The 21,816-nt window shown below is 55.1% G+C and carries 21 protein-coding genes; 5 read left to right on the top strand and 16 right to left on the bottom strand.

Going from position 1 to position 21,816, the window contains the following annotated elements; all coding sequences use genetic code 11:
- Positions 1-26: 26 nt before the first annotated feature.
- Complete coding sequence (locus ACN0V1_RS16240; protein ID WP_417545991.1) at positions 27-485, bottom strand: DoxX family protein; 459 nt, start codon at positions 483-485, stop codon at positions 27-29.
- Positions 486-652: 167 nt separating this feature from the next.
- Here ACN0V1_RS16240 and ACN0V1_RS16235 point away from each other — a divergent pair, with 167 nt between their 5' ends.
- Positions 653-1,552, top strand: a complete 900-nt coding sequence (locus tag ACN0V1_RS16235; protein WP_417545990.1) for a LysR family transcriptional regulator — start codon at positions 653-655, stop codon at positions 1,550-1,552.
- An 89-nt stretch (positions 1,553-1,641) separates the two neighbouring features.
- Here ACN0V1_RS16235 and ACN0V1_RS16230 read toward each other — a convergent pair whose 3' ends face one another.
- The 12 genes from ACN0V1_RS16230 to pedF form a co-directional block, all read right to left on the bottom strand.
- Positions 1,642-3,381, bottom strand: a complete 1,740-nt coding sequence (locus ACN0V1_RS16230) for an ATP-binding protein (RefSeq protein ID WP_417545989.1) — start codon at positions 3,379-3,381, stop codon at positions 1,642-1,644.
- Entirely contained in the window at positions 3,365-4,528 is a 1,164-nt protein-coding gene (gene ercA, locus ACN0V1_RS16225) for an alcohol dehydrogenase-like regulatory protein ErcA (RefSeq protein ID WP_417545988.1), read from the bottom strand. Before ercA ends, ACN0V1_RS16230 begins: the two co-directional genes overlap by 17 nt.
- 48 nt (positions 4,529-4,576) lie before the next feature.
- Positions 4,577-6,289 (bottom strand): alpha/beta hydrolase family protein, encoded by a 1,713-nt coding sequence (locus ACN0V1_RS16220; protein WP_417545987.1) that lies wholly within the window; start codon positions 6,287-6,289, stop codon positions 4,577-4,579.
- Between the two features lie 157 nt (positions 6,290-6,446).
- Positions 6,447-7,604, bottom strand: coding sequence for a pyrroloquinoline quinone biosynthesis protein PqqE (pqqE, locus tag ACN0V1_RS16215; protein WP_417545986.1), 1,158 nt, complete (start codon positions 7,602-7,604; stop codon positions 6,447-6,449).
- Positions 7,601-7,894, bottom strand: coding sequence for a pyrroloquinoline quinone biosynthesis peptide chaperone PqqD (gene pqqD / locus ACN0V1_RS16210; RefSeq protein ID WP_417545985.1), 294 nt, complete (start codon positions 7,892-7,894; stop codon positions 7,601-7,603). The genes pqqE and pqqD overlap by 4 nt, the downstream gene beginning before the upstream one ends.
- Positions 7,894-8,649, bottom strand: a complete 756-nt coding sequence (gene pqqC, locus ACN0V1_RS16205) for a pyrroloquinoline-quinone synthase PqqC (protein WP_417545984.1) — start codon at positions 8,647-8,649, stop codon at positions 7,894-7,896. The genes pqqD and pqqC overlap by 1 nt, the downstream gene beginning before the upstream one ends.
- Positions 8,646-9,581, bottom strand: coding sequence for a pyrroloquinoline quinone biosynthesis protein PqqB (gene pqqB, locus ACN0V1_RS16200; protein ID WP_417545983.1), 936 nt, complete (start codon positions 9,579-9,581; stop codon positions 8,646-8,648). The genes pqqC and pqqB overlap by 4 nt, the downstream gene beginning before the upstream one ends.
- Before the next feature lie 56 nt (positions 9,582-9,637).
- A complete protein-coding gene (pqqA, locus tag ACN0V1_RS16195) occupies positions 9,638-9,709 on the bottom strand; it encodes a pyrroloquinoline quinone precursor peptide PqqA (RefSeq protein ID WP_007153157.1) in 72 nt (23 codons plus the stop codon).
- Between the two features lie 344 nt (positions 9,710-10,053).
- Positions 10,054-11,574, bottom strand: coding sequence for an aldehyde dehydrogenase family protein (locus tag ACN0V1_RS16190; protein ID WP_417545982.1), 1,521 nt, complete (start codon positions 11,572-11,574; stop codon positions 10,054-10,056).
- A gap of 189 nt (positions 11,575-11,763) precedes the next feature.
- Positions 11,764-13,539, bottom strand: coding sequence for a PQQ-dependent methanol/ethanol family dehydrogenase (locus ACN0V1_RS16185; protein WP_417545981.1), 1,776 nt, complete (start codon positions 13,537-13,539; stop codon positions 11,764-11,766).
- 212 nt (positions 13,540-13,751) lie between these two features.
- The gene (locus tag ACN0V1_RS16180; protein WP_417545980.1) at positions 13,752-14,708 is read right to left on the bottom strand and encodes a transporter substrate-binding domain-containing protein; all 957 of its coding nucleotides are present in this window, start codon (positions 14,706-14,708) and stop codon (positions 13,752-13,754) included.
- A 78-nt stretch (positions 14,709-14,786) separates the two neighbouring features.
- Positions 14,787-15,215 (bottom strand): cytochrome c-550 PedF, encoded by a 429-nt coding sequence (gene pedF / locus ACN0V1_RS16175; RefSeq protein ID WP_417545979.1) that lies wholly within the window; start codon positions 15,213-15,215, stop codon positions 14,787-14,789.
- Positions 15,216-15,607: 392 nt separating this feature from the next.
- Here pedF and ACN0V1_RS16170 point away from each other — a divergent pair, with 392 nt between their 5' ends.
- The 4 genes from ACN0V1_RS16170 to ACN0V1_RS16155 are packed head-to-tail and all read left to right on the top strand — an operon-like array spanning position 15,608 to position 19,322.
- Positions 15,608-16,783: an ABC transporter substrate-binding protein gene (locus ACN0V1_RS16170; protein WP_417545978.1), complete on the top strand. Its 1,176-nt coding sequence runs from the start codon at positions 15,608-15,610 to the stop codon at positions 16,781-16,783.
- A gap of 42 nt (positions 16,784-16,825) precedes the next feature.
- Complete coding sequence (locus ACN0V1_RS16165) at positions 16,826-17,800, top strand: YVTN family beta-propeller repeat protein (RefSeq protein WP_417545977.1); 975 nt, start codon at positions 16,826-16,828, stop codon at positions 17,798-17,800.
- Complete coding sequence (locus ACN0V1_RS16160; protein ID WP_417545976.1) at positions 17,797-18,522, top strand: ABC transporter ATP-binding protein; 726 nt, start codon at positions 17,797-17,799, stop codon at positions 18,520-18,522. Before ACN0V1_RS16165 ends, ACN0V1_RS16160 begins: the two co-directional genes overlap by 4 nt.
- Positions 18,519-19,322, top strand: coding sequence for an ABC transporter permease (locus ACN0V1_RS16155; protein ID WP_417545975.1), 804 nt, complete (start codon positions 18,519-18,521; stop codon positions 19,320-19,322). Before ACN0V1_RS16160 ends, ACN0V1_RS16155 begins: the two co-directional genes overlap by 4 nt.
- A gap of 21 nt (positions 19,323-19,343) precedes the next feature.
- Here the strand turns inward: ACN0V1_RS16155 and ACN0V1_RS16150 are convergent, their stop codons facing one another.
- The 3 genes from ACN0V1_RS16150 to ACN0V1_RS16140 are packed head-to-tail and all read right to left on the bottom strand — an operon-like array spanning position 19,344 to position 21,812.
- Positions 19,344-20,033: an ATP-binding cassette domain-containing protein gene (locus ACN0V1_RS16150; RefSeq protein ID WP_417545974.1), complete on the bottom strand. Its 690-nt coding sequence runs from the start codon at positions 20,031-20,033 to the stop codon at positions 19,344-19,346.
- The gene (locus ACN0V1_RS16145) at positions 20,026-20,814 is read right to left on the bottom strand and encodes an ABC transporter permease (protein ID WP_417545973.1); all 789 of its coding nucleotides are present in this window, start codon (positions 20,812-20,814) and stop codon (positions 20,026-20,028) included. The genes ACN0V1_RS16150 and ACN0V1_RS16145 overlap by 8 nt, the downstream gene beginning before the upstream one ends.
- A complete protein-coding gene (locus ACN0V1_RS16140) occupies positions 20,811-21,812 on the bottom strand; it encodes an ABC transporter substrate-binding protein (RefSeq protein ID WP_417545972.1) in 1,002 nt (333 codons plus the stop codon). The genes ACN0V1_RS16145 and ACN0V1_RS16140 overlap by 4 nt, the downstream gene beginning before the upstream one ends.
- Positions 21,813-21,816 lie beyond the last annotated feature (4 nt).

Genomic DNA, 21,816 nt, shown 5'->3' with positions numbered 1-21,816 from the left:
AATCGACCTCGATAATTGGGTTTATGTTATCGGCCAACACCACCGAAACGTTCCAGAAGCTTCTGGTCCAGTGCGAACCGCCCGGCACCCTGGATAGCGAGGGCGACAGAGACCACAAACAAGGTCAAGGCGAACTCATAACCGTTGTTGGCCATGAACAGGCCGTTGCCAATATGCACCGCGAATATAGCAATCAGCATGGCGAAGGCTACAACCACAGCAGCCGGGCGTGTCAGCAGCCCCAAAACCAATGCCAGTCCACCGAAGAACTCCGCACCGCCGGCCATCAAGGCCATCAGATAGCCGGGCTCCAGGCCGAGGCTGGCCATCCACTGACCGGTTCCTTCCAGACCATAGCCGCCGAACCAGCCGAAGAGTTTCTGCGCGCCGTGTGCCGCCAAAGTCAGACCAACCGGTACCCGTAGAATCAGCGATGCGTAACCGCCGTTGGAATCGAACAATGCTTGTGTAAATTTGGAGCTCATCGTAATTCCTCGAATATGGATTTGTTGATTTCCCCTGAAGCCTCGCTCCAGATGATGAACCTACTTTACTATCGCCTAATCGAAAGAATAAGATAGAAATCATTGCCTCACTATCAACACAGCATTAATAATCGACAAAAGTCACGTCAGAGAGCCAGGATGAAATTATGGATCGTATCGATGCCATGCGCGCCTTCGTTACGGTGGTGAATGAAGGCGCCTTCACCCGCGCTGCCGACAGGCTGGACATGTCCCCACAGCTGGTCAGCAAGTACGTTTCCCAGCTTGAGCAACACCTGGGTGTGCGCTTGCTCAACCGCACTACCCGGCAGATTCACCTGACTGAGGCGGGCACCAGCTATCATCAGCGAGCGCAACAGGTGCTGAACGATATTGATGACATGGAGAGCCAGATTGGAGACCTGCAAACCGAAGCTCGCGGCCTACTGAGGATCAGTGCACCCGTATCCTTCGCTATCCGCCATATGGCGCCGTTGCTGAGCGAGTTTCAGAAGGCTCACCCGGGCGTAGGCATCGATTTGCAGCTGAACGATCGGAAGGTAGACGTGGTTGAGGAGGGATTCGACGTAGTCCTGCGGATCGGCCACTTGAAAAGCTCTTCACTGATCGCCAAACGGATTGCACCGATTCGGATGGTGGTGTGCGCCTCACCTGCCTACCTCAAACAAAACGGCACTCCGCAACACCTTGAAGATCTTCAGGGGCACCGCTACCTGCGTTACAGCTACATCGAGCTGGATGCCGGTCAACCCTTACATCGGTGGCTGCAAAACAACGGTCAGAACGACAGCAACGGTATGACCAGCAACAACGGAGATGTGCTGGTTAAAGCCGCTATTGCCGGCGCAGGGATCGCCTTGCAGCCTACGTTTATCTCAGGCCCGGCAATCAAGGAAGGAAAGCTGCAGGTTATCCTGCAGGAGTACGAACCCGAAACCATGGGGCTCTACGCGGTGTATGCGCACCGGCAGCTCTTGGCGAGCAAGGTTCGGAGTTTTGTTGATTTTATCGATGGATATTTTGGCGATCCGCCCTACTGGGATTGAGTTCAGCCTTCTTTTGCTGGTCGATTTCTGCGGCCGGTAATCCACGCTTCCTCGCTTACAGTGCGACTCCTACTGGCAAGGGCATTGTGCTAATTCTCGGAAAGTAAACTTGTCAGCAATGCCCGCAAGCGATTGGGCTTTACCGGTTTGTTCAAGATAGGCAAATGATGCGCTCGCATCTGCTTGCGCAGTTCATAGCTGCAGTCTGCTGTAACCAGCGCCGCAGGCAATCGCTTACCCAATAACGTGCGTACAGCCTCAATTGCCTGCCAGCCTGTTTTTTCATCATCAAGATGATAGTCGGCCAGCATCGCAGCCGGCACCTCTTTTGATTGCTGCAGGTACTCCAAAGCCTGGCGTTCGTCAGGACTGGCAATCACTAAACAGCCCCAACGCTCCAATATCAGTTTCATACTCTCAAGCACGGCTGGTTCGTTATCAATCACCAACACCCGGGTGCCAGCTAAACCAGGCACTGCAGCAGCTAAAGGCTGTTCGATTTTGCTGGCAACCGTGTGCACCTCAACCGGTAACTGTAGCGAAAATCGTGAGCCTCGTCCCGGCCGTGACACAACGTCCATCTGGTAGCCCAACACCGACACCATACGGTCAACAATGGCCAAACCAAGCCCGGCACCTTGGCGGCCGCCCGTTCCCTGTGGCAATAACTGATGAAATTCTGTGAAAATATCCTGTAATTTGCTTTCTTCAATGCCTACACCGGTATCCCACACTTCAATGCGCAGGCTATCGTGGCGGGCCCGCAAAGCCAACAGAACACGTCCACTGCGGGTGTAGCGGAAAGCATTACTCAGCAAGTTGCGAAGAATCCGCGTGAGCATGCGCTGATCTGTTTTCGCGAGCGCCGGAATTGTGCGCACACTTAGCCCAATGCCGGCATTCGCCGCTACGGATTCAAATTCCTGACCCAGCCCCTTGGCCAAAGCAGCTATGTCAGTCAAGGCCAAGTCCGGCACCATTGCCTTCTGATCCAGTTTCGATATATCCAACAGGTCTGCCAGTAAATCCTCTGCCCCCTCCAGAGCGCGGTGCACCTGATGCACCATCCTCGCCTCCTCTGCCGGCAGTGCGCTGTCCTGGAGTGCCGAAATAGTCAGGCGCGCCGCGTTCAGAGGCTGCAGCAAGTCATGGCTGGCCGCTGCCAGGTATTTGTCTTTGCTACGAACAGCATCCGCCGCAGCTTCTGCAGCAATCACCAACTCACGCTCAGCCTTTTCGCGTTCGGCGATCTGGAAATGCAATCCAACGTTGGCTTCTTGCAGCGCTTGAGTGCGGTCTTTTACCCGGCATTCAAGATCGGCGTTAATCTGCACCAGTTCTTTCCGCGCCTGAACCCGCTCGGATATATCTGCCACAAATGCCTCAACCACCTCTGGGCCTAAATCGGGCCTTCTTAACAGGGTGATCGCCACGTCAACGGCAGTATTGTCGGCACGACACAGGCGAATCTCGCGCGCACTTATGCTGCCATTATCAAGTAATTCCTGGCGCAGCGTGTCGAACTCACTGGCACTGCAAAAAAGCTGCTCACGCAAACGAATAACACGGGCTTGCAGATCCTGAGGACTTGAGTACCCGCAAATCTTGGCCATGGCCGGGTTGCAGGCTAAAAAACCGCCCCGTAAATCACCCTGGAAAATGCCGTGTAACGCCCTTTCGAAAAGCCACTTGTAGCGGTTTCGCTCCTGCTCCAACTCCTCTATCTGCTTTAGCAGTGCCGGATAGTAGCTCTTGCGGGCAGACTGACTGCCAAGCCCCAGCAGGTCGCTGATGCCATAGTCACCCGTTCGCTCAGAGGGCTTCTTCATAAACAACCTGAACGTCTCTGAGTGATGACTTACGGGGATTGGTCAAAATGCACGGATCCTGTAAGGCAAATCCCGAAAGGGACGGAATATCAGACACGCTGACGCCCAACTCAGAGAGCTTCGCTTCCAGGCCGACGGTGCGTTTGAGCAGGATGATACGGTTCATCAGTCGCTTCTGAATTTCTGACCGGCCCATACCGCGGGTGTCGATATCCATAGCCTCCGCAACCCGGCGAAAACGCTCCTCCGCAGAACGGAAGTTATAAGCCACCACGTGCTCTAACAGCATGGCGTTGCACAAGCCATGGGGCAAATCCAGAAAGCCTCCCAGGCTATGTGACATTGCATGAACAGCCCCGAGGATTGCGTTGGAGAATGCCAGGCCAGCCTGCATGGAAGCCAGCATGATTTGCTCACGCAAATACGGATCTGCGGTATTTGCTACCAACGGCTCCAGATTACGGTTAATCAAACGGATGGCTTCGAGTGCATGTGAGTCTGTCAGTGGCCCACTGCCGGTTGACACGTAGGCTTCTATGGCATGAACCAGAGCATCTACCCCGGTGCAGGCGGTCAGATAGCTACTCATGGTTTCGGTCACTTCCGGATCGATCAGCGAGACATCCGGCACGATCGCTTTGCTGATGATGGAAAACTTGAAGCGACGTTTGGGGTCAGAAATGATCGCAAACTGTGACACGTCGGCTGAGGTACCGGCGGTTGTTGGAATCAGGATCATCGGTGGCGGCGGGTGGTCGATGGTATCCACCCCCTCAAAATCCAGAATGTGCCGACCATCACTGACAACAATGCCAATGCCTTTGGCGCAGTCCATCGGGCTGCCGCCGCCTATAGCAACAATCACGTCACACTCTGAGGATTTGTAGAGCTCTGCGCCAGCCATGACCTCATCAACCCGGGGATTCGCAGAAACCCCGGTATAAACCGTAGTGCGGATACCTACGTCGGCCAGTAAGGTAACGATTTCGCCCACCCAGCCGGCTGCCGAAACACCTGGGTCTGACACCAAAAACACATGCTTTCCACCGAAATTACTGGCGAAGTTGGCAACCGACTTGCGCGACCCGGCTCCAAATACAATCTCTGGCGAGACAAACTTTCTTAATGCAGATATGTCATGACCCATGAAAACGCACTCAACGTTATATTTGTTTTTATCGTAATAGTTGAGAGTTTAACTCAAGCTTTGTGTGCATTCACTGGGCTTTCGGCTATGCCTTTGATAAAAACGATAGAGTCGCTCAAGCATGACGGCCTGATTCGCCGGCTGTAAAAAACCATGGCCCTCGTCCTGAAACCAGTGCAGCTCCGGGTCCTGTCCGGCTTTGTGCATTGCTGACACCATGGCGCGGGTTTGCTCCGGCACAACCACCTTGTCTTGCCCTCCCTGAAAAAAGATCACCGGCGCAACCATTGCGGCCGCGCGCAGCCTGGGCGTGCGCATTTGCCAGCGCTGTGGATGTTCCTCGGGATCGCCTAAAAGCCAATCCAAATAGCCGGATTCAAAGCGGTGTGTCATACGTCGCAACCGGGTCGGATCAGTAACGCCAAACAGGCTGGCACCGGCGCTGTAGCGATGATCTGTGCTCAATGCCATCAGAGCCGTGTAGCCACCAGAACTACGACCTTGGATAAATACCCGCTCGGGGTCTGCCCGCCCGGCGCCAACCAGGCAATCCACTGCGCGCGCCATGTCCTCTACATCCAACTCACCCCACCGTTCCGCCAAGGCTAAGCGGAAGGCACGGCCGAATCCACTGCTGCCGCGGTAGTTCACCTCGGCTACGGCAAAGCCCCGCTGGCACCAGAATTGTATCTGAGGGTTGAACACCGGGTAGGCTGCAGAGGTAGGCCCACCATGGGCTATGAGAATCAATTTTGGTGGTTGATTATCCGCCGTCAGTGGCGCATATAGAAAACCCTGGGGAGGCTCCAGCTCCACACCGACAGCCGGCACTCTGAATGCTACAGGACGCACCAGGGTGTGCCCGGGAAGTGCGGGCTCCCCACCCGCAATAACATGGGCCTGGGCGCTGAGCGGATCGATACGAAGAACCGCATCGAGGCGATGTGGCGATCTTGCGATCGCATACAGAATGCCGTTGGTCGTGCACAAGCTGCGAAAATCGCTAAAATCCGGGGAAATGCGCACCGGTTCTGAGCAGTCTGGACCAGAGAGCCACAACTCACCGTATCCGTCGTGATAACGGACCCGGGCCCAACAATCGCCAGGCAATGGGCAGTGGTGACTTTCACCGAGCTGCCAGGGCGCATTGGCGTGGTCTCGTTCGGGCGCAGCCGCAGCTTTTAGCCAGCCACTTTCTGCGTTCTGATAATCCACCTGCCAAGGTTGCCACCAACCTTCATGGTCAGACAAAACCCACAATGCCTGACCGAAAAAAACAGGCTGTTGAATAGAACCTTCATTGGGCGGCGGATGACTCTGAACATGCTCTAACGTGCCGCTTTCAGTAACATTTGCTGTCCACAGGCGAGTACGTAACCAAGGCATATCAGGCAATTGCCAAGTCACCCAGGCAATTTTTTTACCATCAGCTGTGAGTGCCGGCGCACCGTAAAAGTCTTCACCTTCATGCAGCACCGTCAACTCACCCGTGCGCACCAGCGCCACCAGTTGCTGTCGACCCTCTGCAACTCCCTCACCGGTTTCACGTACCGCCAGCACACGCTGTCGCAACGGGTCTGACACCAGGCCGCCATAAGCCGCCGCATCGGTGGTCAGCACCTGACTGCTGCTTTCTTCGCTGGCAATAAAACAGATGTGCTGATCGCCAGTGACTACAAACGCGCCATCCGGAGCCGCCGCCAAAGCACCGCCGCCATACCCATTCACCCGGCTGCGAATGTTCAGGTATGGCGTAGCCAATGGGGTCGAAGTCTGGTTACGTATCTGCCAAACTTGATTCGCGCCACTGTCAGGGTCACTTTGCAGCCAGAATACGCCGGCTTGCGAAGCGACCAAGCCACTGCGTTGGATATAACCAGCGCACGCCTCAGTCGCACTCAATAAGCCGACGGGCGACTCAACTGCGGAAGAATAAACGGGAGTTGCCGGCGTTGCGATAGGTCAGCTCCTCTATACCTGCGGTAGCATGGTCAGCGGCTTGACGGGCGGCCAGAATGCGATCGTGATGGGGCGACTTGCTGCACACCGGATCTGCGTTATCGGCATTGCCGGTAAGCAAAAATGCCTGGCAACGACAGCCACCAAAATCCTTTTCCTTTTCATCACAGGACTGACACGGCTCTGGCATCCAGCTATCGCCACGATAATGATTAAAACCTGAGCTTTCGTACCAGATGTGCTTCAAGTTTTTATCGCGCACATTGGGGAAGTCGATCGGCAGCAGGCGAGCGCTGTGGCAGGGTAAGGCGGTGCCGTCTGGAGCCACCGTCAAAAAAAGACTGCCCCAGCCATTCATGCAAGGTTTTGGGCGTTCTTCATAGTAATCGGGGGTAACAAAAATCAGCTTCATGGCCGAGCCTTCGTCCATCAGGCGGGCCCGATTCTGATTCACTTCATGCTCGGCTTTTTCCAGCTGTGCCCGCGACGGCATCAGCCCTTCACGATTCTTGAAAGCCCAGCCGTAGTACTGACACGTGGCCAGCTCGACGTAATCTGCGCCCAGGCGATCACACAATGCAACTATGTCATTCATCTGATGGATATTATGGCGGTGAATCACAAAGTTGAGAACCATGGGGTACCCGGCTTCTTTCACCGCGTGCGCCATCGCCAGCTTTTGCTCAAACGCCTTGCGAGAGCCGGCAACAGCATTATTCAATTCCGGATCTGATGCCTGGAAGCTAACCTGAATATGATCCAGCCCGGCTTCGGCAAACGACTCAACTTTGGCCTGGGTCAGCCCTAAGCCAGACGTGATCAGGTTGCTGTAATACCCCAGATGGCGTGCCTCGGCAATCAGTTCTCCCAGATCCTGGCGCACCAGCGGCTCGCCCCCGGAAAACCCCAGTTGTGCCGCGCCCATTTCACGCCCCTGGCGCAGCACCCTGACCCACGCCTCAGTGCTGAGCTCACTCTGGGTCTGGGCAAAATCCAGAGGGTTCGAGCAATACGGACATTGCAGAGGGCAACGATAGGTCAGCTCGGCGAGCAGCCACAACGGGGGGCCAATGCTGGCTGGCTTCTGTCCAGTCGAACTGGAGGTCAGAGAGGTCATGAGAGTTCAATCCAGTGTTGCTGCCTGGCGTGGTCCAGAAATTCGATCACGTCGCCTTCAAGAGCACCGGTTTGAGGAAACGCTGCCTCTAGCGCAGTCACAATATCCTGCACGCAACGCTGGCCGTCAATTTCGCCCAGTATCGCACCGGCGCTCTCATTAAGCTTCACCATACCCTCAGGGTACAGCAACACATAACCGTTCTGCGCAGGCTCCCACTGGAACCGAAACCCGCGACGAAAACGAGGGGTGTCTGTCGTTTTGATCGCATTTTCTGCCAGATTTGCCATTACAGCCCCCGATGCCAGATTTGCTGATCAGTCACCGTGTGAAACGGTGGTGTGTTATGGCTGTAAGCCATCGTGAGTGCGTCCAGAAGGCTCCACAAAATATCCAGCTTGAACTGCAGGATATCAAGGGCTCTGGCCTGCTCGGGGGCGGTGGTGAAATGCTCAAGCGTAATCGCCAGGCCGTGCTCAACATCGCGACGGGCTTCCGAGAGGCGCTTGCGGAAATAGTGGTAACCAGACTCGTCTATCCACGGATAATGCTGCGGCCAACTGTCCAGGCGGGACTGGTGAATTTCCGGTGCAAACAGTTCCGTAAGGGAGGAACACGCTGCCTCCTGCCAGCTGGCGCGGCGCGCAAAGTTCAGGTAGGCATCTACCGCAAAACGCACACCTGGCAGCACATGACGCTGGTCAATCACCTCTTTTCGGGTAAGCCCTACAGCCTCCGCCAAGCACAACCAGGCTTCGATGCCGCCCGCATCTCCGTGGTGACCGTCGTGATCAAGAATGCGTTGCAACCACTGTTGGCGAACCTCGGCGTCTGGGCAATTAGCCATGATGGCGGCGTCTTTGCGCGGAATCATGATTTGGTAATAATACCGGTTGGCTACCCAGCCCCGGACCTGTTCAGGGCTGCATTGTCCGCCATACATGGCCCGGTGATACGGGTGGTGAATATGGTAATACTGCCCCTTGCTGCGCAGCACTCGCTCAAACTCTGTCGCGTTCATGGCAGTATTGACGATGGCGCTCATAGCTTCTCCGACAGATCAATATGCATTCCGTCCCAAGCCACATCGATGCCGTGCTGAATCAATTGCGCTCGCTCATCAGAGTCTTCATTCAGAATCGGATTCGTGTTGTTGATGTGGATCAGAATCTTATACTTGGCGGGCACAGAATCCAGTACCTCAATCATCCCGCCCGGGCCACTCTGGGCCAGATGGCCCATGGCCTGACCGGTTTTGGTGCCTACTTTCTGGCGGATCATTTCGTCGTTGTGCCACACCGTGCCATCCACCATCAGAACGTCGGCTTTGCGCATCCACTGCAGAATGTTCGCATCGGGCTTACCTAGCCCGGGAGCGTATAGCACAGTGTTACCCGTACGTGTGTCCTCGATAAAAATGCCAATATTATCGCCTGGGTGGGGCTGATCCCTTCGCGGCGAATACGGCGGCGCATTACTCAACAGGGGAATAGCCGTCAGTTTCAGATTCGGGGCGCAAGGAACAACAAAGGCTTCTGGCGCTCCGTCATCAAGCGGGATTTCTTGCCAGCGCAACCCACCGTTCCAGTGCGCTAGCATCGGGAACAGCGGAAAGCCGGAACTGAGGTCTTCGTGTACCTGCGCCGTACACCATAGATCAAGTGGTAGCCCTTCTCGCAGCGTTAACAGGCCCGTCGTATGATCCACCTGGCTGTCCATCAGCACCACGGCCTCAATACCGGTATCACGCAGGGCGCGCGCCGGCTGCATAGCTGGAAACATTGCCAACTGAGCACGTATATCGGGGGAAGCATTGAACAGAATCCAGCGCTCGCCGTCTTGACTGACGGCTATGGACGACTGTGTGCGTGCACGAGCGTTAATAGTGCCCTTTCGCAAGCCATCGCAATTGGCGCAATTGCAGTTCCACTGAGGAAAACCGCCACCTGCCGCCGAACCAAGAACCTGAAGATACATAAGCAGAAGCTCCGAAAGTAAAGCGGCCGGCGCTTGGGCACTGGCCGCTTCAGTCTTCAGCGGTTGGCGAAGTACATAGTGACTTCGAAACCAATACGCAGGTCTTCATAAGCTGGCTTTGTCCACATAATGCTCACCTCTTTTGTCATGATTATTCGGGCATCAGGAAACGTTCGGTGATGGTCACCGCATCCCCAAACTCCATCCTAAAGGCAGCCGCAAGCCACCAACATGGTACTTTCGCACTGTTTTCAGGTCGCCTTTAGTTGCAGTCTGGCAGCAACTAAAGGGCGCAGAGCGATACAACAGCAATCCTGAGAAAAAAAAGGGCCCGCGAAGGGCCAAAAGAGAGCGACACAGATGCCAGGGTCTCCACAAAAACTCCCCGACAGACGCCGGGGAAAGAAGGCGCACATTCCCTGTGCAGTTTACCAACCAACCTGTGTGGAGGAGCTGGCCGGTAGCATTACAATCAGAAAAAGCCCAGCGGATTAATGTCGTAACTGGTCAACATGCATTTGGTTTGCTGGTAGTGATCCAGCGCCAGCTTATGGGTTTCGCGACCAATACCGGATTTCTTGTAACCACCAAAGGCAGCGTGGGCTGGGTACGCGTGGTAGCAGTTCATCCACACCCGACCGGCCTGGATCTGGCGACCCATACGATAGGCAACATGGGTGTCACGGGACCAAACCCCCGCACCCAGACCAAACTCGGTGTCGTTAGCGATGGCGAGCGCCTCTTCCTCGGTTTTGAAGGTGGTTACCCCCACAACCGGGCCGAAGATCTCCTCCTGGAAAACGCGCATCTTGTTATCGCCCTTAAACAGCGTGGGCTGGATGTAGAAGCCGTTAGCAAACTCGCCTTCCATTTGTTCTCGGTCACCGCCGGTCAACACCTGAGCACCTTCCTGCTTGCCAATTTCAAGGTACGACAGGATCTTGTCGAACTGTTCCTTGCTGGCCTGAGCGCCAACCTGCACATCGGTGTCCAGCGGGTTGCCGCGTTTGATTGCCTTGGTGCGGGCGACCACTTTTTCTATAAATTCGTCGTACATGTCTTCCTGCACTATCGCGCGTGACGGACAGGTACACACTTCACCCTGATTGAAGAAAGCCAGAACCAGACCTTCCACACACTTGTCGATGAATTCAGGCTCGGCCTTCATCACGTCAGAGAAGTAAATATTCGGTGACTTGCCACCCAGTTCCACGGTAGAGGGGATGATATTTTCAGCCGCGCATTTAAGGATGTGCGACCCAACCGGTGTTGAGCCGGTAAAGGCGATTTTGGCAATACGCTTACTGGTCGCCAGCGCTTGGCCAGCTTCAATGCCGTAACCGTTAACCACGTTGAGCACACCCGGCGGCAGCAGGTCGCCGATGACTTCCATCAACACCAGTATGCTCGCAGGTGTCTGCTCGGCCGGCTTCAGCACAGTACAGTTACCCGCCGCCAGGCATGGGCCTAGCTTCCAGGCAGCCATAAGTATTGGGAAGTTCCAGGGGATAATCTGCCCGACCACGCCTAACGGCTCGTGGAAGTGGTACGCCACGGTGTTGTTATCAATTTCGCCCATATGGCCTTCCTGGGCGCGAATGCAACCAGCAAAGTAACGGAAGTGATCAGCGGCCAATGGAATGTCGGCGTTCAGGGTTTCACGGACGGCTTTACCATTATCCCAGGTTTCCGCAACCGCCAATTTTTCGAGATTGGCTTCAATGCGATCAGCAATTTTCAAAAGGATATTTGAGCGCTCTTGAGCCGAGGTACGTCCCCACGCGGGGGCTGCCTTGTGCGCCGCGTCGAGCGCCAGCTCGATATCTTCTGCAGACGACCGCGGGATTTCACAGATAACATCACCCGTTACAGGGGTAATGTTATCAAAATACTGCCCTTTTACCGGGGCAACCCACTCACCGCCAATGTAATTTCCATAACGGGATTTAAAAGAAACGGCGGAACCTTCTGTTCCTGGTTGTGCGTAGATCATGGCTTCGACCTCATGTTTATTTATCACTCGCCAACGGGGGGGCAATCGCGTTTACCCATCCAATGTAGACACTAACTCTCACCCATTGAATGCTGCGATGGGGGCGAAAAACTCCTCCCTTGGTAGTAGATGCCAGCCGACCGATGTTGCCCGTGGCCTGCTGGCGCCCAATTTCATCGCATCCGGGGATTACTGACTTGCAACTCGGTCCTTTGGTAGCTTAAAGGTCCAGACCGTACCACCCTGGTTAAAATGCTTGACCACTTTGGCCACTTCACCCCCCCAAAGCGGAACCGCCCCACCCCAGCCAGAAGCCACTGAGACAAACTGCTCACCGTCCATCTGCCACGTAACCGGGGTGCCAACCACTCCGGAGCCGGTATTGAACTTGTAGAGCTCTTCACCCGTCTTGGCATCAAAGGCTTTCAGGTAGCCCTCTGGCGTGCCAGTGAAAACCAGGTCACCCGCTGTAGTCATTACGCCGCCCCACAAAGGCGCGGTATTTTCATAACGCCACACTTCCTCACCGGTTTTCGGATCCATGGCGCGCAAAACGCCAATGTAATCGTCGTTGGCAGGCTTGATTGTGAAACCGGCGCCTAAAAATGCTCCGCCTCTTTTATAAGAAACCGGCTCATTCCAGATATCCATGGACCACTCGTTAGAGGGCACATAGAACAAGCCAGTTTTCTGACTGTAAGCCATAGGCATCCAGTTTTTGCCACCGAGGAACGCCGGTTGCGCTACAACTGCTTCGCCTTTCGTGCCATCAGTGACAGAAGGATCTCCGGGGCGGCCACCCTCTGCATAAATCGGCCGGCCGGTTTTGGGATCGAGCCCCGTCGCCCACGTGATTTTATCTACAAACGGAAAGCCACGAATGAAGTCACCGTTTTCACGGTTCAAAACATAGAAAAAGCCATTTCGATCGGCGGTGGCCGCAGCCATCACCGTTTTTCCGTTTTCCTCGTAGTTAAACGAAATCAGCTCATTTACACCATCGTAATCCCAGCCGTCGTGGGGTGTGGTCTGAAAGTGCCATTTGATGCTGCCATCGTCCGGATCAATGGCCAGTCTTGAGGATGAGAACAGGTTGTCACCCGGGCGCAGGTGCGAGTTCCACGGCGATGGGTTACTGGTACCAAAAAACAGCGTATCGGTATCCTGATCGTAAGTGCCGCCCAGCCAAGGTGCTGCGCCGCCGGTCTTCCACATATCACCGGGCCAGGTGCGCCCGGCTTCGCCACCAGAAATACCATTTTCAACTTTTTCGCCATCTTCGTACACATACCCCATGTGTCCTTCGACCGTGGGGCGCGTCCAGGCCAAGTCACCGGTTTCAGCATCGTAAGCTTCCACTTTGCCAACAACGCCGAACTCGCCACCGGCTACCCCGGTAATTATTTTGCCTTTTATAATAATTGGAGCGGCAGTGATGGCGTATCCTGCCTGGTAGTCCGCCACCTTCTTAATCCACTCAGGCTTGCCTGTATCCTTGTTCAGAGCCACAAGCCTGGCATCCAGAGTGCCGAAGTATACTTTGTCGCCGTAAAGGGCTACGCCGCGGTTAACCACATCACAGCAAGGCATGATGCCGTCGGGCAGGCGGGCATCGTACTGCCAAAGCTCTTCGCCGGTTCTTGCGTCAATTGCGTAAACGCGGGAGTAGGAGGCGGTCACGTACATCACGCCGTCCTTTATCATGGGCTGGGATTCCTGGCCGCGCATCTTTTCGCTGCCGAAGGAAAATGCCCATGCAGGCTGCAAATACTGGATATTATCTGTGTTCAAGTCTTCAAGCGTGCTGAACCGTTGCCCTTGAGTACCCATACCATAGGTGACAACGTCTTCTGGCGTATTGGCATCGTTGAGGATATCTTCGTCGGTTACGGCCTGGGCGCCGCACGACACTGCCACCGCAAGGGTGCTGACTGCAATGCGAATGCCGAATCTGTTCAATCTCATGGTTGCGCTCTCCGAGTCTCTTGTTGTCGGTTTTCGGTGAACCGGGAAGTTTTCCCGCCTCTCTGCAGATTCTTCGCTTTGCCTGCCCAATCAACAATGATTCCCGAGGAGTGGTTTTCTCATCACTTGGTCGTACGACCCAAATAGAAAAGCCCACGCTGAATGCGTGGGCTTCGTCCGAATTCAAGAAAGTGAATCGCTCGCAACCAAGTTCAGGGCTGGCCCTCGGCTCGTGCAATCGCTTCGTCACCCAGGAACTCCCGATAATATTGGGGGACGCTGTAACTCAGGTTAAACTGAGAAAATAGCTCGCTGAGCTCGCCAGACTGCACCAGCTTGCCAACGATCTCCTCAAGGGCATAGCCCAGTTGTCGGTGTGTGTGCTTGATCGCCATACCCACATCCCAAACCTGCTTGTTGATACCCGGAAAACCATTACTCGCGTGCTTGAACTCACTGTTTTCCACTTTTGACAATTGATAGTCAATTTCTGCGCGCATGCCCATGACGGCGCTCACCCAACCATCGCGCATGGCACTGAAGGCGTCCTCCACGTTTGCGTAATGGCGTACCTGTTCGCGCAAACGACCATTTAACCCGGAAGAGAGATAGAAATCCGGCAAGGTGTCAATTTCCACACCAATCGGGTGGTACTGGAACATTGCGACAGTTTCCACCGAGTCCATCTTTTTCGGGTTGTAAGCAATTTGCCAGGTTTCTTGCTGGTAAGGCCCGAACAGCACCACCTGTTCGTTCATGTATTCGCCGGTGGAATCCTGCATATAGGCGTATTGTTTGTCGTAAGGCACCCGCATCATCACATCTGCAAGACGTTGTTTTGCCAGGTAATGGCCCTTCCAGACGTTGTTGCGCAGGTCGTCTCCCAGGTTTTCATCCGGCACGATCCAGTGCACTTTGAAATCCACACCCATGGCCTTCGCAATGCGTTTGCCAAGCTCCACATCAATGCCCTGAGGCGCACCGTTCACGGTGTAAGAGTATGGTGGGAAATTCTGGTAAACACCCACCTTCAAATAACCGGACTCCAGAATAATGTCGTAACTGCGCTCCGCAGGCCGGTTCAGCAACGCGTTCCCGTCATCCACTTCCTGGGCAAAGCCCGTTTGCAACAGCAGCATCAATGCGAATACTTGAAACAGCGCTTTCATTGTTACTCCCCCCAACGGCGACAGGCCGGCATATAGCCGACCCGAAAACAGCCCCTTGAATTTCGAAACCAGTGCCATTTACTCAGGTTTTGGCAAGGATTCGATGTAGGTTCTGATTGCCCAAATGGCATTTTGCTCCAGGGTTTTCTTCCACGATGGCATACCACGATCGGTGCCATTTTGAACGCGGCCCATATAGTACTCGTCGTCCCATTCTGTAAGCTCGCGCAAATCTGGTGTCAACCCACCAGACATTGCTCTGATACCGTGGCAGCCGGCACAGTTGCCAGCATAAGCACTTTCGCCAATCTCCACCGCCAGAGCGTTTGCATCGCCGTGTGAGCCACCCTTTCGGAACGGATTTTCTGCCAGGATTTCATCTCCGAGAACTGGAAGATTACCGGTATCCACTGGTTGTGGGGTGACATTGCCGTGCGCCATCACCAAGCCCGCTGTTCCCAGCAGGGCCGCCGTTGTCAGCGCTTTGAGTGAGAAGGAGATTTCCATTGCACTTACCTTTGTTGATTCTTCGTGCTCTGGCGATTGGAATCATGAAATGCCAGTTGTTGATACCCAGTCTAGAAAGCTCGGCGACCAATCCGAATGCCACTTTGGGGGCTTCAGCTTAGTTCCTTAGTCGTAGGCAATCAGGGCAAAGGCCAAAGCATGACAGCCTCAGCGCTTCACCTGAAATTCGCGCGGTATCAGCAGAAAAATTTTGTGAAAGGCCGTCATTGATTTATCCGTTCAAGGACACTGGAAACCCTACCGACCATGCTAAAGAGGCTGCTTCAGACCGGAATAGTCCTTTAGTACTGCCAGTTTGCTACTTTCTGAATATTCCCGGAACTTTTTCCCTTCTCTAAGCTGGTCAGACAATAAAAACCCCGGAGGGCCTCATGTTCCGACCCGCGTCTTTGATCGTCACGCTCGTTTTTAGTCTTCTAAGCGCGCTGCCACTCCATGCCTCTGAAACGATCGCCGTGAAGGTAGGGTATGTACAGTGGGCGCCAGACCAGGGTCCGGTGCTGTCCAACGTGCTTCCCGAGCCCGAGGATGCCGGCCTGCGAGGCGCCGAACTGGCGATTCGCGATAACAGCACCACCGGGAAATTCATGGGCCACACGTACACCCTCACGTCCAGAGTGGCCGAATCAGAGCAGACGGCGGTAGAGGCCTTTGAGGCGCTGCAGCAACAAGGGGTTGATCTTTTTGTCATCAATACGCCTGCGAGCACATTGACAGCGATGTTGGATAAAGCCGACACAGATACGCTGGTATTCAATTCCGGTAGCCCAGACGATGCGCTGCGCGCTAGCGAATGCAACCCGAACCTTCTGCACACTCTCCCAAGCTACGCGATGCTCACCGACGCTCTGGGCCAGTGGTTGAAAATGCGGCGCTGGAGTCGGGTTTTTCTGATTACGGGGCCAACCGCAGCAGACCAGGCGTGGGCCAGCGCATTTCGCCGCTCAGCCAAACGCTTCGGCGTAAAAATTATGGAAGACAAGCCTTGGACCTTCGATGCGGATCTCCGTCGCACCGCGGCCAAAGAGTTGCCATTGTTCACCCAGGCTAGCGATTACGATGCGGTGGTGGTGGCCGATGTGCGCGGTGATTTTGGTGAATACGTGCCGTTCAACACCTGGCTGCCAAGGCCGGTGGTTGGCACACAGGGCATGTCGCCTGTGGCCTGGCATCGCGTTGTAGAAAGCTGGGGCGCCGCACAGCTACAGAGCCGCTTTTACAATTTGGCCAGCCGCAACATGACCAGCGAAGATTACGCGGCGTGGGCGGCGGTTCGCTCTTTGGGAACGGCCGTTACCCAGCTTGGTAAAGCCGACGCCAAGAGTCTTCGCAGCTTTATTTTCAGTGATCGCTTTCAGCTGGCGGCGTTCAAAGGCCGTCAGCTGACCTACCGCTTGTGGAATGGCCAACTACGTCAACCCATTCCGCTGGTGCACCCAAGGGGTTTGGTGGCGAGTGCGCCAATCGAAGGATTTATTCATCCGAAAACGGAAATGGACACCCTCGGGCTCGATGAGCCAGAAAGCACCTGTCGTATCAACGGCTGACCGCCTGTGCGTTCGCCATCCAGAATAACAAGGAGTTCTCCAATGACATCGCTACTCAGACAAACCGCTTTGGCTGCCCTGGTAGGGCTGTCCACGCCGGCTATGGCAAGTCTGGCTTACGTATCCAATGAAAAAGACAACACCCTGTCTATTATTGATACGGAATCACAGCAGGTCATCGACACCATTGACGTTGGCGCACGGCCGCGCGGTATCTTGTTGTCAAAGGACTTCACCAAACTGTACATCTGCGCCAGCGACGACGACACCGTTCAGGTGCTGGATCTGGCCACCCGCAAGATTATCGACACCCTGCCCTCCGGTGAAGACCCCGAGCAATTCGCACTGCATCCCAACAACAAGCATCTTTATATCGCCAATGAGGACGACGCGATCGTCACGGTGGTAGATGTCACCACAAAAAAGGTTCTGGCCCAGATCGACGTAGGCATCGAACCAGAAGGCATGGCAGTGAGCCCGGACGGCAAATGGGCGGTGAATACCTCAGAAACCACCAGCATGCTGCACTGGATAAATACCGAAAGTTTTGAAATTGAAAAGAACATAGTGATCGGCCAACGGCCACGCCATGTGGAGTTCAGCAACGACAGTAAAGTTGCATGGACCTCAGCCGAAATTGGCGGCACCGTGCATATTATTGATGTCGATAAACTCGAACAAATTCACGAAATGTCGTTCAAAGTGCCCGGCGTCAACCAGGACAGAGTTCAGCCCGTAGGTATCGAGTTAACCTCTGACGGAAAATACGCTTTTGTTGCGTTAGGTCCCTCCAATCACGTGGCTGTGGTCAACGCAAAAACCTACGAAGTTCTGGATTACCTGCTGGTCGGTAGCCGGGTGTGGCAACTGGATTTGAATAAAGACGAAACTCAGCTCTACACTACCAACGGCGTGTCTGGGGATGTATCGGTTATTGATGTAAAAGCTATGAAAGTCATTAAATCCATCAAGGTAGGCCGCTATCCTTGGGGCGTGGTCATCGATCCCAATTCATGACTATCGAAGCCCGTAACATCAGCTTTCGCTATGGCAACAAGCCTGTGCTTCAGGAGGTCGGTTTTACGCTGACCTCCGGGGGGTTCCACGCGTTGCTGGGCCCCAATGGTGCAGGAAAATCCACACTGTTCGGATTGCTGACCCGGCTGCTGGCACTGCAACAAGGCGATATACTGCTCGCCGGGCAGTCCCTGAAGAAGCAGCCAGCTGATGCCATGCGTCAAATAGGTGTGGTATTCCAGCAGAACGCGCTGGATCTGGATCTGTCGGTTCGGCAAAACCTGATGTATCACGGCGCCCTTCACGGACTTTCGCGCAGAGAGGCTCGCAGCCGCGGCGACCAGGAACTGCAGCGGTTTGGATTACTTGACCGGGCGGGCGATGCAGTTCGCGAGCTTAACGGCGGTCATCGGCGCCGGGTCGAAATTGCCCGCTCCTTGCTACATCGTCCTTCACTGCTTTTGCTCGACGAGCCTACCGCCGGACTGGATGTTACCAGCCGCAGGGCCCTTAACGATCACGTGCGCAGGCTCTGCGAAAAAGATGGTCTGACGGTACTCTGGGCCACCCATTTGATTGAAGAAGTACGCGCTCAAGACCGGGTGCTCATTCTGCACCAGGGCCAGCTATTGGCAGACGCTAAAGGCTTCGAAATTTGCTCTGCCGACGGCAGCAAGAGCCTGGCCGAGACGTTTGAATCATTGACGGGAGGCGCGCCATGACACCTGCTCAGTACTGGCATTGTTTTGTCGGCATCCAGTTCCGTGAATGGCTGCGCTTTTGGCAACAACGCACCCGGTTTGCCAGCGCGCTGGTACGCCCACTGCTCTGGCTGGTCGTATTTGCCGCCGGTTTTCGCGCTGTCCTTGGCATTTCCATTATTCCGCCCTATCAAACGTATATTACCTACGAGACCTACATTGCACCCGGACTGTGCGGCATGATCATTCTGTTCAATAGCATGCAGGGCGCACTCTCCATGGTTTATGACCGGGAACTTGGCAGTATGCGGGTGCTATTGATGAGCCCGTTGCCTCGCCCCTTCCTGCTGATAAGCAAATTGCTGGCGATGGGTGTGGTTTCCGTTGGCCAGGTCTATGTTTTCCTCTTGCTGGCTTTACTTGTAGGTGTGGAACCGCCGCTTTGGGGGTATCTGGCTGTACTACCGGCTTTGATACTGACGAGCCTGATGCTTGGCGCGATGGGCCTGTTAATTGCCATGTGGATCAAGCAGCTGGAGAACTTTGCCGGGGTGATGAACTTTGTCATTTTCCCGATGTTCTTTATGTCCTCCGCGCTGTACCCGCTCTGGAAAATGAATGAGGCAAGCCCCTGGCTGTACTGGGTATGCCAGTTCAACCCCTTTACTCATGCAATAGAAGCCATTCGGTTTTCGCTGTATCTGGAGTGGAATCCTTTGGCCTGGGGAGTGATGACCGGGGTTACGTTGGTTCTGGTTGTTTTGGCCACTGCCGGCTTCCGGCCGCAAAGAACCAAAATACTAAGCAGCAAACCGGGCTGACCTGGAGCCCGCGAGCAACGCCTAATACCCGAACCTTTGTCTCTGGTCCGTTCGCTCAGGGTTTCTCAATGTTTCTAACAGATTTTCGACCAGACCGGCCTCTTCAACCGCACCATCCCACTGCAACTGCGCCGGCTTGCCATCGAGATACCACAGTCGATTGGCCAGAGTAGTGGCATCCCCGCCATCGTGGGTCACGCAGATCATTGCCATAGCGGGATTGGCCTCGAGAATCGCCACGATCAGCTGTCTAAGCTCACCAGCCATCACAGGATCAAGGGACGCAAAGGGTTCGTCCAGCAGCAACAATTGCGGCTTTATCGCAAGGCACCGAGCCAAGGCGGCACGACGGGCCATACCCAGAGATATCTGGTCAGGCAGGTAGTGGCCGTAACCGGCCAAGCCAACCCCGACAAGGTACTCCTCGGCCTCCGGCGCCGAGACACCCACAAGCTGAATATTGGCTCTCAGGCTGCGCCAGGGCAACAGACGATGCTCCTGGAACAGATAGCCTACCCCAATCTCTTCACGACCAATGATGGCGTTAGCCGGCACTTTCGAATCCAGCCCGGCTATGGCGTTCAGCAAGGTGGTTTTACCTATGCCCGAGGGCCCAAGCAGACAGATACGATCACCGGGATCCACCTTAGTGGCAATCCCTCCCAACACCGGCTGTGCAAAATCGCGGCCTGCGATGCGTAACTCAAGCATGGGTCTCCTCAGGCTGGCGCCAGCGGCTGGATCGGCGCTCCAACGGCTGCAGAATAGCCAGTTCTATCAGTTGAACCACGGCGATGAAAGCCAGGCTGTAGGCGAGAATGGTGGCCACGTCGAAGACCTGGAAGGCCAGTTGGAGCTGGAATCCCACCCCGCTGGAGCGGCCGAGCAATTCCACCACCAGTACGATTTTCCAGATCAGGGCCAAGCCACCTCTCGTGGCGGCCATCAGGTAGGGAAACAGTTGCGGCACCCAGACCTCCCGAAACCGCTGCCAACGGCTGAAGCGATAGACAGTTGCCATATCCTCCAGTCGGAAATCCAGGCTACGAGCCCCTTCCCGAACAGTCACAGCAACGTTGGGAACCTTGTTGATGACCACGGCCATAATTGCGGCCGACTCAACAAGGCCGAGCCAAACGTACATCAGGATAATGGTAACCAGTGCCGGCAGATTCAGCAGCAAAACCAGTAACGGATCAAAAAGAGCATTGATGGCAGTCGACCGCCCCATTGCCAAGCCAACCAAAGCGCCAAGCGACATGGCCAGAAAAAACGCCAGTACAACACGGCGCAGGGTGGCAGACAGGTGATACCAGAGATCGCCGGAACTGGCTTCCCGCATCAGGGTATCCAGCACATCAAGCGGAGAAGGTAGCAGTGCTGACTGGACAAACCACGATATCAAAGCCCACACCATCACCACTGACGGCAATACAATCCAGTAAATCCAGACCGGCGGTCGCCCTCGTTTCGCAGCGCCGCCGTTTGTCATGGTTGTTTCCGATAGAACAGGCGATCTGGCATAAGCAAACCCGCGTCTACACCTGTCAGGATCTGCAGCTCCTTTAAGTTCGCAACACGATGGTCCGTCAGCGGTTTCGGAGTTCCGGCAACGAAACCATCTCGCAAAGCCTTGAACACTGAGTCCTCAGGATTCCGTAGAAGTGGCCGTAACCGCTCCCAGGCAGACGGTCTCGCTGAAAGCTCTGCTTTTGCTTCAGCCACCGAAACAGCAAAACGGTCGATGAGTTCTGCGTGTGCGCTTGCCCATGTTTCAGGAAACACATACCCCAGTACAGGTAGATTGGAGTCCAGATTCAGGGCGACAAGCAAGTCGGCCATACCAAAAGCCGAGCGCCAGCCACCCTCCCCTTTCAAGCGAGCGGCAAAATGCCAGTAGGTGACGATGGCATCCATTTGCCCGCGTTTGAGCCCTTGGCTCAGCAACGGGGGTGCGGCAAACTGAATCTCGGTTGAGTCTGCCAGGTCGATACCCTGAAGTGACGCCACCTTCTGAAGCAACACCCAGCCTTTGCTGTCTGGCCCCCCGGCAACCCCGATACGCAGCCCCTGAAGGTCGGCCAGGCTATGCACACCAGAGTTTTCTGGCACCACGATGTCACCAATCCGGGATGAGAACGGTATGTAGAGATAGGGGCTACCAGCCTGATACCTTGACTGAGCCCACAGCAGATCTGCAACAGCCCCGTCCGCTGAGCCACTGGTCACAGCAAGGTGCGATGCCGAAAGATTAGCAACCACCCTCAGTGCCAGGCGGTAGCCATGTTTGCGATCCAGTTGCTGATGTGCAATATGATCCAGCTCCCAGTGCGCCGTACCAAACTGCAAAACACTAACGGACAATTCCGGCAGTTCTGGCTGTGGCTTATCCGGCCCGGCCAGAGCACCTAATCCATAGCACTGAGCTAAAATCAGCAAAGCGACCGCAGCAAGTGCAGACCGCCCCGACTTTCGTTGTGGTAAATTCATTCCT

Source organism: Marinobacter sp. (genome assembly GCF_048266785.1).
Classification (GTDB): Bacteria; Pseudomonadota; Gammaproteobacteria; order Pseudomonadales; family Oleiphilaceae; genus Marinobacter.
Note: the sequence above shows the minus strand (reverse complement) of the source record. Positions and strands in the feature narration are given on the sequence as shown.

What these genes read in the sequence shown, in the direction of transcription:
- ACN0V1_RS16240 (WP_417545991.1), bottom strand. Translation starts at nt 485, where the DNA reads ATGAGCTCCAAATTTACACAAGCATTGTTCGATTCCAACGGCGGTTAC.
- ACN0V1_RS16235 (WP_417545990.1), top strand. Translation starts at nt 653, where the DNA reads ATGGATCGTATCGATGCCATGCGCGCCTTCGTTACGGTGGTGAATGAA.
- ACN0V1_RS16230 (WP_417545989.1), bottom strand. Translation starts at nt 3,381, where the DNA reads ATGAAGAAGCCCTCTGAGCGAACGGGTGACTATGGCATCAGCGACCTG.
- ercA (WP_417545988.1), bottom strand. Translation starts at nt 4,528, where the DNA reads ATGGGTCATGACATATCTGCATTAAGAAAGTTTGTCTCGCCAGAGATT.
- pqqE (WP_417545986.1), bottom strand. Translation starts at nt 7,604, where the DNA reads ATGACCTCTCTGACCTCCAGTTCGACTGGACAGAAGCCAGCCAGCATT.
- pqqD (WP_417545985.1), bottom strand. Translation starts at nt 7,894, where the DNA reads ATGGCAAATCTGGCAGAAAATGCGATCAAAACGACAGACACCCCTCGT.
- pqqC (WP_417545984.1), bottom strand. Translation starts at nt 8,649, where the DNA reads ATGAGCGCCATCGTCAATACTGCCATGAACGCGACAGAGTTTGAGCGA.
- pqqB (WP_417545983.1), bottom strand. Translation starts at nt 9,581, where the DNA reads ATGTATCTTCAGGTTCTTGGTTCGGCGGCAGGTGGCGGTTTTCCTCAG.
- ACN0V1_RS16190 (WP_417545982.1), bottom strand. Translation starts at nt 11,574, where the DNA reads ATGATCTACGCACAACCAGGAACAGAAGGTTCCGCCGTTTCTTTTAAA.
- ACN0V1_RS16185 (WP_417545981.1), bottom strand. Translation starts at nt 13,539, where the DNA reads ATGAGATTGAACAGATTCGGCATTCGCATTGCAGTCAGCACCCTTGCG.
- ACN0V1_RS16180 (WP_417545980.1), bottom strand. Translation starts at nt 14,708, where the DNA reads ATGAAAGCGCTGTTTCAAGTATTCGCATTGATGCTGCTGTTGCAAACG.
- pedF (WP_417545979.1), bottom strand. Translation starts at nt 15,215, where the DNA reads ATGGAAATCTCCTTCTCACTCAAAGCGCTGACAACGGCGGCCCTGCTG.
- ACN0V1_RS16170 (WP_417545978.1), top strand. Translation starts at nt 15,608, where the DNA reads ATGTTCCGACCCGCGTCTTTGATCGTCACGCTCGTTTTTAGTCTTCTA.
- ACN0V1_RS16165 (WP_417545977.1), top strand. Translation starts at nt 16,826, where the DNA reads ATGACATCGCTACTCAGACAAACCGCTTTGGCTGCCCTGGTAGGGCTG.
- ACN0V1_RS16160 (WP_417545976.1), top strand. Translation starts at nt 17,797, where the DNA reads ATGACTATCGAAGCCCGTAACATCAGCTTTCGCTATGGCAACAAGCCT.
- ACN0V1_RS16155 (WP_417545975.1), top strand. Translation starts at nt 18,519, where the DNA reads ATGACACCTGCTCAGTACTGGCATTGTTTTGTCGGCATCCAGTTCCGT.
- ACN0V1_RS16150 (WP_417545974.1), bottom strand. Translation starts at nt 20,033, where the DNA reads ATGCTTGAGTTACGCATCGCAGGCCGCGATTTTGCACAGCCGGTGTTG.
- ACN0V1_RS16145 (WP_417545973.1), bottom strand. Translation starts at nt 20,814, where the DNA reads ATGACAAACGGCGGCGCTGCGAAACGAGGGCGACCGCCGGTCTGGATT.
- ACN0V1_RS16140 (WP_417545972.1), bottom strand. Translation starts at nt 21,812, where the DNA reads ATGAATTTACCACAACGAAAGTCGGGGCGGTCTGCACTTGCTGCGGTC.